14 protein-coding genes are annotated in these 16466 nt (G+C 64.9%); 4 read left to right on the forward strand and 10 right to left on the reverse strand.

Annotated elements, in window-relative coordinates; all coding sequences use genetic code 11:
* Positions 1–14 precede the first annotated feature (14 nt).
* Entirely contained in the window at positions 15–734 is a 720-nt protein-coding gene (locus AC1DDA_RS26565) for a hypothetical protein (protein WP_476798009.1), read from the forward strand.
* A gap of 92 nt (positions 735–826) precedes the next feature.
* Here the strand turns inward: AC1DDA_RS26565 and AC1DDA_RS26570 are convergent, their stop codons facing one another.
* The 5 genes from AC1DDA_RS26570 to AC1DDA_RS26590 form a co-directional block, all read right to left on the reverse strand.
* Positions 827–2260 (reverse strand): MATE family efflux transporter, encoded by a 1434-nt coding sequence (locus tag AC1DDA_RS26570; protein ID WP_476798010.1) that lies wholly within the window; start codon positions 2258–2260, stop codon positions 827–829.
* Positions 2247–3497 carry an MFS transporter gene (locus tag AC1DDA_RS26575; protein WP_476798011.1) on the reverse strand — a complete coding sequence of 417 codons (1251 nt, stop codon included), beginning with the start codon at positions 3495–3497 and terminating at the stop codon, positions 2247–2249. Before AC1DDA_RS26575 ends, AC1DDA_RS26570 begins: the two co-directional genes overlap by 14 nt.
* Before the next feature lie 62 nt (positions 3498–3559).
* Entirely contained in the window at positions 3560–4318 is a 759-nt protein-coding gene (locus AC1DDA_RS26580; protein ID WP_476798012.1) for an SDR family oxidoreductase, read from the reverse strand.
* A gap of 174 nt (positions 4319–4492) precedes the next feature.
* On the reverse strand, positions 4493–5311 hold the full coding sequence (locus AC1DDA_RS26585) for an alpha/beta fold hydrolase (protein ID WP_476798013.1): 819 nt from the start codon (positions 5309–5311) through the stop codon (positions 4493–4495).
* A 186-nt stretch (positions 5312–5497) separates the two neighbouring features.
* Positions 5498–6484: a GlxA family transcriptional regulator gene (locus AC1DDA_RS26590; RefSeq protein WP_476798014.1), complete on the reverse strand. Its 987-nt coding sequence runs from the start codon at positions 6482–6484 to the stop codon at positions 5498–5500.
* A gap of 235 nt (positions 6485–6719) precedes the next feature.
* Between AC1DDA_RS26590 and AC1DDA_RS26595 the strand changes: the two genes are divergently transcribed.
* Positions 6720–7553, forward strand: coding sequence for an alpha/beta fold hydrolase (locus AC1DDA_RS26595; RefSeq protein ID WP_476798015.1), 834 nt, complete (start codon positions 6720–6722; stop codon positions 7551–7553).
* Here AC1DDA_RS26595 and AC1DDA_RS26600 read toward each other — a convergent pair.
* The 3 genes from AC1DDA_RS26600 to tehA form a co-directional block, all read right to left on the reverse strand.
* Positions 7544–9427 (reverse strand): cation:proton antiporter domain-containing protein, encoded by a 1884-nt coding sequence (locus tag AC1DDA_RS26600; protein ID WP_476798016.1) that lies wholly within the window; start codon positions 9425–9427, stop codon positions 7544–7546. The genes AC1DDA_RS26595 and AC1DDA_RS26600 overlap by 10 nt on opposite strands.
* On the reverse strand, positions 9424–10005 hold the full coding sequence (locus tag AC1DDA_RS26605; protein WP_476798017.1) for an NAD(P)H-dependent oxidoreductase: 582 nt from the start codon (positions 10003–10005) through the stop codon (positions 9424–9426). The genes AC1DDA_RS26600 and AC1DDA_RS26605 overlap by 4 nt, the downstream gene beginning before the upstream one ends.
* A gap of 62 nt (positions 10006–10067) precedes the next feature.
* Positions 10068–11039 (reverse strand): dicarboxylate transporter/tellurite-resistance protein TehA, encoded by a 972-nt coding sequence (gene tehA, locus AC1DDA_RS26610; protein WP_476798018.1) that lies wholly within the window; start codon positions 11037–11039, stop codon positions 10068–10070.
* Positions 11040–11375: 336 nt separating this feature from the next.
* Between tehA and AC1DDA_RS26615 the strand changes: the two genes are divergently transcribed.
* Complete coding sequence (locus tag AC1DDA_RS26615) at positions 11376–11822, forward strand: (2Fe-2S)-binding protein (protein WP_476798019.1); 447 nt, start codon at positions 11376–11378, stop codon at positions 11820–11822.
* A gap of 12 nt (positions 11823–11834) precedes the next feature.
* On the forward strand, positions 11835–14069 hold the full coding sequence (locus AC1DDA_RS26620) for a xanthine dehydrogenase family protein molybdopterin-binding subunit (RefSeq protein ID WP_476798020.1): 2235 nt from the start codon (positions 11835–11837) through the stop codon (positions 14067–14069).
* A gap of 115 nt (positions 14070–14184) precedes the next feature.
* Here AC1DDA_RS26620 and AC1DDA_RS26625 read toward each other — a convergent pair whose 3' ends face one another.
* Positions 14185–14556: a c-type cytochrome gene (locus AC1DDA_RS26625; RefSeq protein WP_476798021.1), complete on the reverse strand. Its 372-nt coding sequence runs from the start codon at positions 14554–14556 to the stop codon at positions 14185–14187.
* A gap of 768 nt (positions 14557–15324) precedes the next feature.
* Positions 15325–16344 (reverse strand): CBASS cGAMP-activated phospholipase, encoded by a 1020-nt coding sequence (locus AC1DDA_RS26630; RefSeq protein ID WP_476798022.1) that lies wholly within the window; start codon positions 16342–16344, stop codon positions 15325–15327.
* Between the last annotated feature and the right edge of the window lie 122 nt (positions 16345–16466).

Below are 16466 nucleotides of genomic sequence, written 5' to 3' on the forward strand. Positions count from 1 at the left end.
AACAGGATGAAAACATGGACGCTCTGGCGCGGAAGATCATCGATGCTCATGGCGGGCTCGACAGATGGAAGACATTCACCTCCTTGACCGCTCATCTCCGGCAGGGCGGCGTGCTCTGGCCGCTCAAGGGACATGGCGGCAAACTCGACGAGACGAACGTCACGGTTGGGCTTGGCAATGAGTGGGCTTCCCATTCGCCGTTCGGACCGGAGGGCAAGGTGACCCGCTTCGAGCCGGGCCGCGTCGAGATCAAGGACGCCGCCGGGAAGATCGTCGAGGAGCTGGACGAGCCTCGTGCCTCCTTCGCCGGCCATACGCTCGAAACACCGTGGACGGAGCCTCAACTGGCCTATTTCGCCGGGATCGCGATGTGGACCTATCTCAACATGCCGTTCCTGCTGGCCGCGCCGGGCGTCGTCAGCCGATCCATCGGGGAGTGGAGGGAGAAGGGTGAGGTCTGGCAGCGGCTCGAAGTCACGTTTCCGCCCGCTATCGCCACACATAGCACCGTGCAGACGCTCTACGTCGACGATGCCGGCTTGCTGAAGCGTCACGACTATGATGTCGAGATCGCGGGAAACACGCCGGGCGCACACTATATCGGCGGCTATGCCGAGGTGCAGGGTCTCCGGTTTCCAACCGAGCGGCGAATCTACCCGCGCCAGCCGGATGGAATCTCTCTTGCCGAGCCGCTGGTCGTCTCGATCGATCTTTCGGACATCCGGCTCGCCTGATCCGCAGCAAGGCCGCTGCCTCGATGCCGCGGCCCTGCGCATGATAGCCTCGCCGAAGGTTAGCCCGATCCGGCGCGCGACGCCGGACCGGGCTATTTGAACCAAACACCCGCCTTCACCGCAGCGAACATCGCCAGCCCATAAGCCAGAAGCGCGAGCGCCAGGGTGGCGAAGAAGGCTTCCAGCGATCCGGTGAGCCGCAAGACCAGCCAGCCACCGAGCAGGGCAACGACGAGGCGAAGCGCGCCGGCGCCCAGCGGCCAGAGCAACTTTCCCGCGCCTTGGCTGGCAAAGTAGAGCGACAGACCGAGACCGAAGAAGCCGTAGAAGGGGCCGACGATCCTCAGATAAGCGCTGCCGGTCGCGATCATCGCGGGTTCGGTGCTGAACAGCCCGAGCCAGGCGGCGGGAAACAGGGCGGCCGCGAGACCGATGACTTCGGTGATCGCGAAGGACAGGCCCGCGCCGCTCAGCGCGATCTCCAGAGCCCGTTCGCGCTGGCCGGCGCCGATATTGGTGCCGACGAGCGCGACCATCGGCGCGCCGATGCCGAAGATCACCGGGACCAGCAGATATTCGAGGCGGACGCCGGTCCCGAAACCGGCGACCGCATCCACCCCGGCCGCGGCGGCGACGATCGCGGTCGCGCCCGCGACGATGAGGTTGGTCTGGAGCGACTGCAGCGCCGAGAGCGCGCCGACTTTCAGGATGCCGGCGAGCGGCTCCCAGTGCAGGCGCACCCAGCGGAAGCGCGCCGCATTGCGCCCCGAGAGGACATACCACGCCATCGCGAGTGTTCCGCCGGCGTAGAAGGCGAGCAGCGCCACCCCACCTCCGGCTATGCCGAGAGCCGGAATGGGGCCGAAGCCGAAGATGAGCAGGGGCGAGATCGGGATCAGCAGGGCGACCCCCACACAGCTGACGATGGCCGGGAATACCATGTTCCCGGTGCCGCGGATTACGCTGGCCAGCCCATTCATGAGCCAGATCAGGCCGTTGCCGGCAAATACGACGGCCGAATAGGTCAAGGCGGCCTCGAGATCGCCGCCTGAGCCGCCGAGCACGCGGTAGATCGGCCGGCCGAAGATCAAGAACAGGGCAGAGAAGCCAAGGCCGAGGACGAGGTTTAGGGCGATTGCGTGTAGGACCAGAGCGTCGGCCCGCTCGCGCCGCCCGGAGCCGAGCGCACGCGCCACGGCCGAGGAAATGCCGCCACCGATCGCGCCGTTCGAGAGCATCGTCATTAGCATGACGGTCGGAAACACAAGCGCCATGCCCGCCAGCGCGTCCGTCCCGAGCTTGGCGACGAACCAGGTCTCGATCAGCCCGCTTGATGCCTGGGCGAGCATGATGAGCACGTTCGGCCATGCCATGCGGACCAGCAGCGGTAGGACGGGTGCTTCTAGCATGCGCCTGGTGCGCGGATCGACAGGCGCCGCCGACCCAGCGCGCTGCGGGAGCTCGGCCGAGGGACCGGGCAGCGAGCCGGGCGCCACCGGCACGGAGGAATCGTCATCGCGTCGCATGAGCTGCCACGCGCCGATCGAGCATCATCGCCACCAGTTCAGCCAGCGCCGCGATGGCACCGATGGCCCAGACCGCACCGATGCCGATGATACCGGCGCCGATCGCCGATCCGATGGAGAAGCCGAGATACATGGTCGAGGTGTTGAGCGCGAGCGCGACGGACGCCTCCGACACCGGACCAGCCGCGATCAGCCGCGCCATCTGGGCAGGAAACAGCGACCACACGCTGAAGCCCCATGCCGCAATGGCAGGAAGCGCGACGATGAGGGCCCCTGTCGGCGCCAACAACGTCGCGACAGCAAGAGCTGCAAAGGAGATTGAAAGAGCGATGAGGGAGCTCAGCACCACCCGGTTCGATCCGAAGCGGTCGTTCAGCGTGCCGCCGACTGTGACGCCGATCGCAGCGGAAAGGCCCCACATCGAGACCGTCGCGCTGATTCCGGTGGCACCGAAACCGAGCACCGCCTTCAGATAGGGAGCGATGTAGGGGTAGGCCGTGAAGGCGCCGATCGCCCAGAACAGGCTTACGGCGAGAAGGCGAAGGATCGCAGGGCGCCGCACCACCCCGAGCCGTTGCTTCAGGCTCGCCACGGCAATCCCGAACCCCGCGTCGGGGCGAATCCCGAGACCGATTCCGGCGATCGCGACGAGCCCCATCGCAGCAACGGCGAGAAAGGTGGTTCGCCAGCCGAAAGCGTGGCCGACGATGGCGCCAAGAGGCAAGCCGAGCGCGATGGCGATTGTCATGCCGCCGCTGACGATGGCGAGCGCACGTCCGCGCTTGCCAGCAGGCACGATGACACCCGCCAGCGAGTTTGCTCCCGGAATGTAGAGCCCCGACGCGACCGCCATCATGACGCGAGCGAGCATCAGCGTCGCGAAGGACGAGGAGTGCGCGGCGATGAGGTTTCCGGCGGTGAAGATCGCCATGGCGAGAAGCAGCGTGTCGCGCCGCCGCAGGCTTGCGGTCAGGACGGTCGAGATCGGCGAGCTTACGGCAAGGACGAGCGTGAAAACGACGACCAGCGTGGCCGTCGCCGAGAGGCTCATCCCGAGGTCGTCGGCGATGGTCGGCAGAAGCGGCGCGATCATGAACCCCTCGGTTCCGATGGCGAAGGTGCCGAGCGCGAGAAAGGCCGGGGGCAGAAGAGAGCCTTCCTCAACCGGCTTCGACGCCATCGCTTCGACGGCGGCGGGGGCCTTAGCCGCGGAGGATAGCGGCTTGTCATGAATCATCGAGAGCGCTCCAAACGCCGCAGGCGCCCCCTGCCGGACCGACATGGGGGCGCCTCTACGGATCAGACCGGAATGGGATTGGCGATCAGTTCGAGATTGAAGCCGTGTACCAGCGCGTGCTCGCCGCTGCCTGGGTTGTCCCGCAGCGTCTTGATCTCGTCGACGACCACCTCTTCCGCCTCGGTGGCGAGACCGGCCATCGTCTTTTCGATGAAGATGTCGAGCGGCATGGCGCGAGGGTCGCCGCTCTTCTTGATGAGATCGGTGTCGACCCAGGGCGGCGCGATTTCCTGCACCGAGACGCTGGTTTCGCGCAGCATGAAGCGCTGCGACAGCGCATAGGAGTGCAGGGCTGCCTTCGTGGCCGAATACACAGCCGTCGTCGCCAGCGGCACATAGGCCAGGATGGAGGTGTTGTGGATCACCGTCGCACGTGGCTGGGCCTTCAGATGCCCAATCAGCGCCGATGTGAGCCGGATCGGCCCGAGGAGATTGGTGTCGATGATCTTGCGCGACGTCGCGTCGTCGATCGTGCCGCCCGCATCGTCGAAGGGCATGATGCCGGCGTTGTTGATCAGCACGTTCAGGGTCGGATAGGCCTGCGTCAGGCGGCCAGCCACCCGTTCGATATCGGCGGCATCGGCGATGTCGAGTTCGATCCCGTCGATGCCCGGATTGGCCGTCGTCACCTCGTCGAGCAGCGCCCGGCGGCGCCCCGCCACGATCACCTTGTTGCCGAGCTTGTCGAATGCCTCGGCCAGGCCCCGCCCAATGCCCGAGGTCCCCCCGGTGATGAAGATCGTGTTGCCGGTCATCTGCATGGCGTCACCTGGTATCTCTCGTTGAGGCAGACCGGGCACTCCCCGCCGCCGATGGACCGACAATCGCAAACAATCGCAATGTCTCAAATGACACATAAGCGTCGATTTGAGACATTGCGTCGCGAAATCTCGCTATCGCCGAACGTTGACGGTCGCGAGTTCCGCGTAATCGGCTCAGCCTTCGAGAAAGCGATCGATCTCAGCTGCGAAGTCGTCGATGTGCTGGAAGAGGAAGGCGTGCCCAGCGTCCGGATAAAGCACCAGCTTGGCGTCCGGCGCCTGCTGCGAGAGCACATAGGAGCGGTATGCCGGCAACATCACGTCGTGAGCCCCGTTCGCGACGAGGATCGGCAGCCGCAGCTCCTTGGCGCGGTGCAGCACGCCGGGCCAGCTCGACACCGCCTTGACCTGGCCCATGAACGACACTGCGCTGACCTGCGGCCCCCGGTCCGGCGCCGCCGCGATGCGGGCGAGCGAGCTGCGGCCGGCAGCGACTGCGCTTTCGCTCTCCGGATAGAACAGGAACAGGAAATCGTCGGCGTCGTTTTCCGGCTTCGTCATGATCTGCGGCACCCGTGGATGCTGCTGCGGACCGTCGGCAACCGGCCCCGGGCTCGACCCCGCCACGATGAGCCGGCGGACGAGTGCCGGGAAATCGAGGGCGAATTGCTGGCTGACCACGCCACCCAGCGACCAGCCGAATAGATCGACCTGCGAGCAGTCGAGACGCTGGATGAATTCGGCCGCGACGGCGGCAAGGCCTGCGACCGTCTCCGGCACGCTCCCCTCCGAGCGCCCTATGCCCCCACTGTCGAAGCGGATCACCCGCCTGTCTTGTGAGATCGCCGCGATGAAGGCGGGGTCCCAATCGTCCATCGTGCCGCGGAAGCGCTGAAGGAGGACCAGCGGCAAACCGCCGATCGGTCCGTCTTCACGCCATGCCAACCGCCCGAAGGATGTTTCCAGCGCATTGATCTCGGATTTGACGGCCACGCTTGCCTCCGGCGTTCGACCTTGACGGTCGAGACAAGCTAGGCCCCACCAGCGCCCGCGCCTAAGTCAACAAGACAGCAATTCCAGACATGGGCGCCGCTATGGCGTCTGCTTTCGACTGCCGGAGGCGCGCCTAACGCGTCGTGCAAATAGAGTTGGGTGCGTATGGCTTCGTTGGTCGGGGGACTACTCGTCAGCTTCGGCCATGGCAGGTAGCATATCGCCTACCTGATCCTGCGCCTCCGCCAGACGCAGATTGCGGCGCAGCGTCTGCGGTGGGTGCCCGAAGAAGCGCAGGAAGGCCCTACGCATCCGATCACGATCGGCAAAGCCGGTATCTCGGGCAACGATGTCCATCGGATGCCTGCCATCCTCCAGCATTGCCTTCGCCGCCTCCAGGCGCAGCCGCTCGACCGCCTTGGCCGGGGATTGCCCAGTTTCTTCCCGGAACACGCGCGTGAACTGCCTTGGGCTCAGGCTCGCCGCATCCGCGAGTTCCTCAACGGTCAGGGCGTTGCGCAAATTCTCTTTCGCATAAACCAGCGCCCGCTTCACGCGATCGGAGCGCGGCTCAAGTTCAAGCAAGGCTGAGAACTGCGACTGGCCACCGGGCCGCCGATGATAGATGACGAGGCGGCGCGCAACTCCCCGGGCCAGTTCAGCGCCATAGTCGTCTTCGATCAGCGCCAGGGCGAGATCGAGCGCGGAGCTCATTCCGGCCGATGTCCAGACATTGCCGTCCTTGATGAAGATGCGGTCGTCGTCGACCCGCACCGCGGGGAAGCGCTCCTGCAGCGTCTTGGCATGGGCCCAGTGCGTTGTGGCTGACTTCCCATCGAGCAGGCCTGCTTCCGCAAGGGCGAAAGCGCCTGTGCAGACGCCTGCCACACGGCGGCAATGCTGCCCGGCCGCGGCGATGTAGTCGCGCAACGCCGCCGTGAGAGGCCGCGGACGCAACTCGCCGAGAACCATGAGGGTATCGGGGAAATCCCCCAGCGGGACGGTTTCGACTTTCATGCCCAAAGTGGAGAAGATGCCGCCGCCCTTCTCCGACATGATGGAGACCGCGTAGGCCTTATGCCCAATCTGCAAGTTGGCGAACTCGAACGCAGACAAGGCAGCTAGGCCCATGACCTGGAAACCATCTTCCATGATGAAGCCGACATGTCTCATCCGCACCTCCACCTCACCGGGTTTTGCTTGATAGCATGATTTCAGTCACGGCGGAGCAGGCCTTAAAAGCCGTCATGCCAGTCAGCCGCCGTCGGGCGAGATAGCCAGCGGCGCGCAGGCTTCAAGCGACAAGGATGACGGATCGCGCGGATTGTCCCAAATCGGCGTGTCTTTGACGGATCGAGCCGCCGAATATTCGTCTACATCCCGCAATGCGCATTAGCGAGGCGGCATCATGGTCAAAGCTATTTTTGAACCTCTCAAGCCTGGGTTCATCCCCGTGGAGGGGTATAAGCTTCGGATTCTGCGAAGCCCGGGGCTCCGCCTACCGATCCTCATCACTGCGCCCTGGCCGCAGAGCATCTACGCATTTCACGCGATCTGGGACGATCTGATGCAGCTCGGCCCGGTCATCGCGGTCGATCTCCCGGGCTTCGGGCGCTCGGATCATCGCGCCGAACTGATGTCGCCGGAAGCCATGGGGCAATTCGTCATCCGCCTGGCCGCAGATCTGGGCATCGCACGGTGTCATGCCGTCGGTCCCGATGTCGGCACCTCGGCAATGCTGTTCGCGGCGGCGGCCCGGCCCGACCTATTCGAAAGCCTCGTGGTCGGCAGCGGCGGCGTCGACATGAACCTGCTCGGCAAGGGCTTGCGGGGCGTGATCGAGGCAAAGCCGGGGACGTATGGCGAGCCCGATGGCGGTGCCCAGGTCGTCGGCATGATCACCCGATTGACGCGCGAGACGCCGCCGGCGGAGGCGATGGAAGACTTCCGCCTGTCGTCGCTAGGGCGGCGCTGGATCGAGGCCGCGGACTATGTCAGGGCCTATCCGCGCGAACTGCCGCGGCTCCAGGCCCTCTTGCCGACTGTGACGACGCCCGTCCTCGTGATCTCCGGCAAGGACGACCCCATCGTGCCGCCGGCCAATGGCGAGTTTCTGGCGCGAAACCTTCCCCATGCCGCCCACCGGGTATTCGATGCCGGCCATTTCGTCTGGGAAGACGATGCCCCGGGCTATATGGATGCCGTTTCGGCCTGGGTTGCGGGCGGCTATCGTCAGGTCTGATCGCCGCCGGACGCTGCCCCTGTGTCTGCGGTGAGTTCACCGTAGAGCCCGCGCGTGCCCCAGTCCTCTTCCTGGCCCCGGTGCGAGCGCTCGTTTTCGAGATCTGCGGCAAGGAGCTGGGCCAGGGTCGATGCGGCGGCCTTCGACGCCTGCAGGAACCCATTCTCGTCTGCACTCGATGGCCGGCTCCGACCAAAGAGCGAACGGTCGTGCATTCGAAACAAGGCTGCAGACCGATGCGCCCGGTGAGCGCGAAAACCGAAACGGATCAAGGCTTCCTTCCCGATCGAAAGACTGGATTCATAGGTCTCGCTCTCGACGTGATCCGCTCCAAGGCGCAGCAGCTCGTAGGCATGGCGCCGATCCCACGCACGCGAGAGGATCACGAGGTGCGGAAAGGAGGTCCGAGCCGTTTCGACCAGATTGCTGATCTGCTCGCGCTCGTCGATGGCGACGATGAGGATCTTTGCCGTTTCCGCTCCTGCGGCGCGAAGAAGGTCAAGTCGGGTCGCATCCCCGAAATTCACGCGCTGATCGAAGCGGCGCAGGATTTCGATCTGAGTCAGGCTCGTGTCCATGATCGAGATCCGCAGGCCGTTGGCCTGCAGCAACCGGCCCGCGATCTGTCCGAACCGGCCGAACCCGGCGACGATGACATCGACGCGATCCTCGAATTGTACGTCTGGCGCGGCCTGCTGCGACGGAGCGGTTCGGCGGCGGATCATGCGGTCCAGCAAGAGCATCAGCAGCGGCGACAGCAGCATCGAGATGGCAACCGCGGCAGGCAGCAGGCGCGACAGCTGCTCGGGCAGCAGCGCAAACTGCTTGGCGAAGCCGATGAAGACGAAGATGAACTCCCCGCCCTGCGCCAGCAGGACAGCCAGCGAAATCGCCTCGATGGGACGGAAACGGAAGGCGCGGGAGGCCGCGTACATCGCGAGCGTCTTGGCGAGCATCAGGCCCACCGCGATCGCAATGACGGAAAGCGGCTGGCTTCGCAGCAGTTCGAGATCGAGTCCCGCTCCGACCGTGATGAAGAACAGCCCCAGCAGCAAGCCGCGAAACGGATCGATGTCGCTCTCGATTTCCTGCCGAAACTCGGTTTCGCTGAGGACAACCCCGGCGATGAAGGCACCCAGAGCCGGCGACAGACCGACGACGGTCATCAGCGCCGCCACGCCGACGACGAGCATCAATGCCGCTGCGGTAAAGACCTCGCGCGAATGCGTTGCCGCGATAAATCGGAACAGAGGCCTGACGGCGAACCGGGCTGCGAGGACGACGAAGACTACTGCCACCAAGGCCTCGGCGCCGCGCAGCCAGGCGGCCGGATTGCCCTCTGCTGCCGCAGATGCGTTCGACGCCAGCAGCGGAACGACGAGGAACAGCGGGATGATGGAGAGATCCTGAAACAGCAGCACACCGAAGCAGGCACGGCCTATGGTCCCGGAGCGCTGCCCCTTCTCTTCCAGTGTGGCCATGACGAGCGCGGTCGAACTCATCGCGAGGATGAGAGAAAGCGTCACCGAGACCGCGAAGGAGAGCCCCAGCATCATGGCTACGGGCGTGATCACCACCGACACGGCGAGCATCTGTGCCATGCCGAGCCCGAAGATCAGTCCCTTCATCTGCCACAGCAGCGCAGGGCGAACCTCCATGCCGATGAGAAACAACAGGATGACGATGCCGAATTCGGCGACATGGCTGACGGCGGCAATATCACCCGTCAAGGAGAGCAGGCCCGGGCCGATCACGGCGCCTGCGATGATGTAGCCGAGAACGGATCCGAGCCCCAAACGCTTGGCCAGAGGGACGGCGATGACGCCGGCAAGCAGATAGACGAAGGTCCGGACCAGGATTTCGCCGGTGCTCATATGACGGTCTCCCGCATCAGATTGTCGAGATAGCGCCTATATCCCTGCGCTGCCTGCTCCAGCTGCTCTCCACGCAACCGGGGGGCGTCATGGAGCAGATGAGGAGCGGCCCAGCGCATCTGGCAGAGCGCCGCTGTCCGCTCCAGCGGCCGCAGGAATTCCTCCACCCTGTAACCGTTGCGACCGTCCTCGCGGTAGCTCCGCTCATCGCCGCCGGTGGAGGCCGCACAGAACAAGGTCTTGCCAGCAAGGCGCGGCGCGCTGCCGCCATAGGCGAAGCCGTGAAGCCAGACGAGGTCGAACCACTCTTTGAGGACAGCCGGCACCGAATACCAGAACAGCGGGAACTGGATCCCGATCACCTTGTGGCGCAGCAGCCTTTCCTGCTCCGCAGCGACGTCGATCTGATAGTCCGGATAGGCCTGGTAGAGATCGTGGATCTCGATCCTGGGCTGCTCGGCTGCCGTTTTCGCCAGGCGAGCGTTCACGACGCTGCGGTCGAGCCGCGGGTGAGCGATGACAAGCAGGCCAGTCGGTTCGACCGGGGTCGTCGCCTCTGCGGCCGGGCTCAAGATCATGTGGTCTGCTAAGTTTTGCATCGTCTTCTGGGCGTTTGACCTGGAGGAGGACGTCGTGGCGGTCAGTGCGTGACCGACGGAGCCGGTGGGGCGGGCAGCAGCTTTCCCCTGACCAAGAGCCAGAGTGTCCGCAGAACGATCGCGCCCATCACCATCGAGACGAATGCAAACACGACGGGCGCCAGGACGGAGACCGGACCTGCATCGCCGCGGCCGACGAGTTTGACCATCGCCGTTGCCAGCGCGGTGAGCCCGAAGGTGAAAGCCCAGACCGAGGCTGTGACACCGGCAGCGAAGATCCACCGTGCGAGCCGCGCGAGCAGCAGGAGCTGCAGCAAGCCGTAACCGATCAGGCCGTAGACGACCGTATCAGGCGGACCGCTCGTGATGCTGAGATAGGCTGCGGCGCCGACCGTAGGCGGAGCCAGCTGGATGCCCAGCACCGGCCGCAGCGGCGGCGGCATTTCCGGCGCCGTGTAGAGCCGGTGGAGCAGGACGGACTCGATCGCGAACCAGCTCAGGAGGCCGGCTCCGAAGGCGAGGCGGCCCCAGTCTCCGAGCCCGAATGTCGCAAAGCCGATTGCGGTGACATAGGAACCTGCGACCGTCGGCAGATAGAGGACTGGCGTCGTCGCGGCCGGATCGCGTGCGCCCTGCCAGAGGATGCCTGTGCGCCACAGGGCGAAGACCAGAGTGAAGGCCAATCCTGCGGCAAAAAGCGACGCCGCGACGGGCCTGGAATAAGGGTGGGCGGCAATCGCGACCAGCATTGTCGCGACTCCGACGAGCCCGATGAAGCAACACTGGACCGGGTGACTTGCTTCCCCGATGGCTTCGCTGCGAGCCGCCAGCCATTTGGCGGCGAAGAGGACAAGGAGAACGGCCCAGACGAAACCGCCTGCCAGCATCAGGGCCTCGCCGATTGCTGCCGGCAGCCCCCAGACCTCATGCGCCGCCCGCCAGCTATTGCCCCACCCCATCAGCCCCAGAACCATGCCGAAGAAGGAGGCGGGGATGGCGAGGGGCTTGCTCATGGATCTGTCCATCAGGGTGGGGCTTTGGGTTGTTTGGCGCGGTGGCGTGATCAGACGCGCCTCCGCGAGCGGGGAACATCTCCGCATCCCATCGGCCCGGTCGGGACATGCCGGACCTTAGCGGCAACCCCAGCAGGATCGCAGGACGAAGACGAGGCAATTCGGGACGTGGGAGCGGAACATCCCTGCACGGGACGTCCCGATTGCCTGTCGTTGCACCACAGACGCACTCGTGGCTCTAGCAGGAATTTGTCCGAAATCGCCTCGTCTTCGTCCTTCGCGCAGGCCCCGCCCCCTTTAAGGTTCATGCTTCATTCGCGCAGTGAGAAGGCGGTCATGACAAGCATCAAGATCAACGGGGCTGCATATGAGGTCGATGCGGAAGCGGAGACGCCCTTACTCTGGATTCTGCGCGATATGTTGGGATTGACCGGGACGAAATATGGCTGCGGCATCGCACAATGCGGCGCCTGCACCGTGTTAATGGACGGCCAGGCCGTGCGGTCCTGCCAGATGCCGCTCGACAGCGTCGGCACCGCGGAAATCCGCACGATCGAGGCGATCGAGCAGGATCCTGTCGGCCATAAGGTCGTCGAGGCATGGGTGGCACAGCAGGTGCCGCAATGCGGCTATTGCCAGTCGGGACAGGTCATGGCCGCGACCGCGCTGCTCAAGCAGACGCCGAAGCCGAGCGATGCGGACATCCAGGACGCCATGACCAATCTCTGCCGTTGCGGGACCTACAACCGGATCGCAGCGGCGATCCATCAGGCAGCAGGCTGAGGAGGGATCGATATGAACATGCTCGCAGCGATCAAGTCCACCGACGCAACTGCGCTGATCCCCGTCGAAGGCGTCGCCAATCTCTCTCGCCGGGGCGTTCTCGGTGGCGCGGCCTCGCTGGTGCTGGGCGCTCTGCTGCCCGCCATGCCAGCGCGCGCCCAGACCGCCCAAGCGGTCAAGCCGGGCACACGCGTTGCCGCCTTCCTCGTCATCGGCAAGGACAACAGCTTCAAGATCCTCAGCCCCTTCGTCGAAGGCGGTCAGGGCATCAACACCGGCATGGCTCAGACGATCGGTGAGGAGCTCGACGTCAATCCGGCCCGCTTCGAGGTGGAATGCGCGCCACCCGGACCCGACTACGCCGTCATCGACGGATTGCGGATGACGGGCGGCAGCTTCTCGACGCGCTCAAGCTACATGCCTATGCGCCGGCTCGGCGCCAGCGCGCGCGAAATGCTCATTCGGACAGCCGCGGCGCGCCTGAAGGTCAAGCCCGACAGTCTCACGACCGAAGACGGCCATGTCGTTCACGCGGCCTCCCGTCGGCGCGTAGCCTATGGCGAACTCGCCGAGGAGGCCTTGAAGCTCACCCCCGCCGCCGAGTTGAAGCTGCGCGACCCCGCAACCTTCCGCTGGCTGCGCAGGCCCGTACCCCGGCTCGACGTCCGGGCAAAGTCGACCGGAAAAGCGATCTACGCGATCGACCAGAAAGTCGACGGCATGCTCTACGCGGCCGTGCAGCATGCGCCGCATCTCGGCACGAACCCGACCGGGATCGCGAATGAAGAGGCGCTCAAGGCGATGCCGGGAGTCCATGGCGTGCACCGCTTGCCCGGCGCGGTCGCCGTCACTGCTAACAGCTGGTACCGGGCTCGCAAGGCGGTCGAGGCGGCCGAAGTGACTTGGTCCGCGCCGCCTGCGAGTGGCTTCGACGCCGTCGCGGCGGACTACTCTTCGGCGGGCCTGCTGTCCGCGCTCAAAGGCAACACCGCCCAGGCGGTCTCGGCCGAAAAGGCAGGCGACGTTGCGGCTGCCTTCTCCACAGCCTCCAAGGTGGTCGAGGCGGACTATGATGCACCATACCTTGCCCATGGCCAGCTCGAACCGCCCTCGTCGATCGCGCGCTTCAACGCGGATGGTTCACTGGAGCTTTGGCTTCCCAACCAGATGCCCGAGCTGTTCCAGTCGGTCGCGGCGCAGACGGCCGGACTGCCGCCAGAGAAGGTGATCCTGCACTCGCCGATGCTCGGCGGGTTCTTCGGGCGCCATTTCGTCTATGGGCCCGGCAACCCCTTTCAGCAGGCGATCCTGCTGGCTAAGGAGACCAGCAAGCCGGTCAAGGTGCTCTGGTCCCGCGAGGAGGAGTTCAAGCGCGACGCGCTGCGCCCGCTGAGCTTCAGCCGCTTCCGGGCCGCGATTGGCCCCGATGGAAAGCCGACCGCCATCCAGGTCCGTACCGTTGGAGAAGGACCGCTGGGACGCTATTTCGGCGCCGGCGCGAATGGCGGGGTCGACAGCTCCGCGGTCGAGGGCATCGTCGAAAAGCCCTACGCCATCGCGAACAAAGCCATGGAATACGTCCGCTTCCCCCATCCCGTGACGATCGCCTTCTGGCGTTCGGTCGGTCACTCGATGAATGACTATTTCTACGAAGGCTTCTTCGACGAGATGGCCGATGCGGGGAAACAGGACTCGTTCCAGCTCCGTATGGAATTGCTGAAGGACAAGCCACGCCATCGGAAGCTGCTGGAGACGGTGGCCGCGATCTCGGGCGGTTGGAAGCGCGGCCCCTATGATGCAGAGGGCGGCAAACGGGCGCGTGGCGTAGCCATGGCCTCGCCCTTCGGCTCGGAAACAGCGACGATCGCCGAGGTCTCGCTCGAAGCGGGCGAGGTCAAGGTTCACAACCTCTGGATCGCCTTCGATCCCGGCAGCATCGTCAACCCAGCGATCGTGAAGTCGCAAGTCGAGTCGGCGGCAGCGCTCGGGCTCTCCGCCACGCTGTTCGAGGAACTCGTCTACGATGGCGGCCTGCGCCAGTCCCACAATTTCGACGATTATCCGATCCTGTCCCGGACGGCGATGCCTCAGGTTCATGTCGAGATCGTCGAGAGCGGAGCGCCGATGGGCGGCGTCGGCGAGCCCGGGCTGCCCGGCGTTCCGCCTGCCGTGGTCAACGCCGTTGCGGCGCTGACCGGCCGGCACATTCGAAGCCTGCCGTTGTCGAAGGCGAAGTTCGGTAGCTGATCTCTTCGCCTCCCGGCACTCTTCCCGGGGGGTGAGCATAGCCAACAATCGATAAGGGCGCGCGCCGGCGGAATTCGCCGGTGCGCGCCCACGAATATTTTTGGGCGGCGCGCCTCTACTGCGCAGGCAGCGTCTTCAAGAATGCGATGATGTCGCGGCGATCCTGCGCGTTGGGAACCGCGATCGCCATCGTCGTCCCCGGAACCGCCTTCGCAGGTCCACCGAGGTAGGTGTCGAGCTGCTCCTCGGTCCAAGTCAGGCCGGAGCCCGTCATCGCCTTCGAGTAGCGAAAGCCCGGAGCGCTCGCCGCCGGGCGACCGACGACACCGGCGAGTCCGGGGCCGACCTTGTTCTGGTTGCTTGCGGCATGGCAGGCAACGCAGCGAGAGAACAACGTCTTGCCCTTCGCCGCATCTCCCTCAGCACGCGCGAGGCCGGCACTCCCCACAAGGCAGGTGATCAATAGAAGGCGTTTTCCCAGCATCATGACCTATCCCTCTTTAAAGACCGGCCACTGCGGCCGTGGTCCGGATGCTGATGAGGTTAGGCGGCAGCCAAATGCAGCCCGAGGACGAAAACACGCTGTTTCGGGACGCGAAGACGTTCCATCACCGGCTTGAAGCTGGGTGAGCCCCCGCGCATCTGGTCGCCCACCATCGGCGATCCGAGCGAAGCAGGTCTCGCCGCTTTGATGAGACGCGATCGTGGATAGAAGGCTGGGCTCCAACGATCGCAGATCAGGAGATCTGCTTGCTGGCTCGTACGCTCCATGCCTGCAGAAGACTAAGGCAATCCAGTTTCTCTGGCCTCGGTTGATCACCGATGTCCACAACCATCAGCTGTGTAGCGGGCTTAGTGGCCATTAGGTTGCTAGTTCGAAATGTCTGCTTCCCGGCCAGTAGCCAATGTCCGCTGCTGGCCGTTGTGTTGAAAAAGTCCGGCTGGCGCGAAATTCGTCTGACACTGATGCCAGGCAGAGAAGAACGCTCTTCACGCTTCAGGAAACTGCCCTCCACGACCGGCTATCCCATCCACGTAGAGATGAAATTTCTACGCTTCGGCCAAGCGATCTCGTGCGAAGTATTGCTGCTGACTTTTTCAACACAATCGGCCCATTGCCGACATTGGAAACGTCCGCTGCCGGGTAGCTCAGCGCTTCGACGAACGGCGACACCGAAGCTGAGAACGTCCTCCTCAGGCAGCATTGGGATAAGGCGAGCAGCCCGGCCGATTTCAGAGCAAATTTCGGCCACCTTCATGCAGCCGTTACCGGCGCATAAGGGGCAACCTCGCTCGCGAAGAAGGTCCGCGCGATCTCCCGACCGGCGCCCTCGACCAGAGAACGCGCCATCGCCGGCAACTCTTCACGGGCCCGCTTGTGGTCGTCCAGCCCGATGGGGTTCGGGCTCTCCGGAGCGTCGATCCGCATCACCTTGTCCTTGCCGACGAGGAGGTAGGCCTGGCCGAGTGCGTTCAGAGACTGGGCTCGCATCGCTGCGCTGATGACGCCGCGCCACTGGAACAAGCCGCCGCCGGCCTTGCGCTCGTCCACCCGGAAGGCGGTCTCTCCGCAGCCCAAGCTCAGGATCTCGACCTGCGCCCTATCGAGATCGTAGCAGGCCAGAGCGTCGACGAGCGCGTTCATGATCGGATTGTTCGCCCACAGCCCGCCGTCGACCATGACGTAGCCATTGTTCGGCAGCGCCTCGAAGTAGGTCGGCGCCGCGGCAGTCGAGAGGCCCACCTTCACCATGCGCTCGACTCGATCGCGCTTGTAGTCGGGGTGGTGCGGGGTCTTGAAGACCCACGGCTCCCCGTGCCGACCCTCGAAGGCGGGGATGCACAGCCGAGTGGTCGCCTCGCCCAGGGGCGCGTCACCGAAGATGCGCAGCAACTCGTTCTCAAGGGGCTCGCGCTTGTAGACGTAGCGATGGCTTCGCCGCAGCAGTCTGACGAACCGTCCGATACGCGACGGCGGCGGGAAGATCCGGTCGCCGCGCTCGACGTAGATGTCCCGGATTTCGGACGCGGTCCGGCCATTCGCCAGGCCGAGCGCGATGATGCCGCCCGTGGAGGTGCCGGCGATCATGTCGAAATGGCGGGCGATCGACTGGCCGCCGAGGAATCGTAGCTCAAGCTCGGCGAGCACCGACGCGGGTAGGATGCCGCAGATGCCGCCGCCGTCAATCGAGAGGATGCGGAAGGGCCGATCGGCGGGCCAGGGCTGGCGAACCCGGCGGGTCTGGATTGATCCACCCCCGTTGAATTGGTCCACCCTGAAGTATGTCTTTTGGCAGACAGGAGGACCGAGATGCCGAAGAAGCGCCACAAGCCCGAAGAGATCGTCGCGAAGCTACGCCAGGTCGATGTGTTGGTCTCGCAGGGGCAATCCGTTGC

Source organism: Allobosea sp. 10N428 (assembly GCF_056394545.1).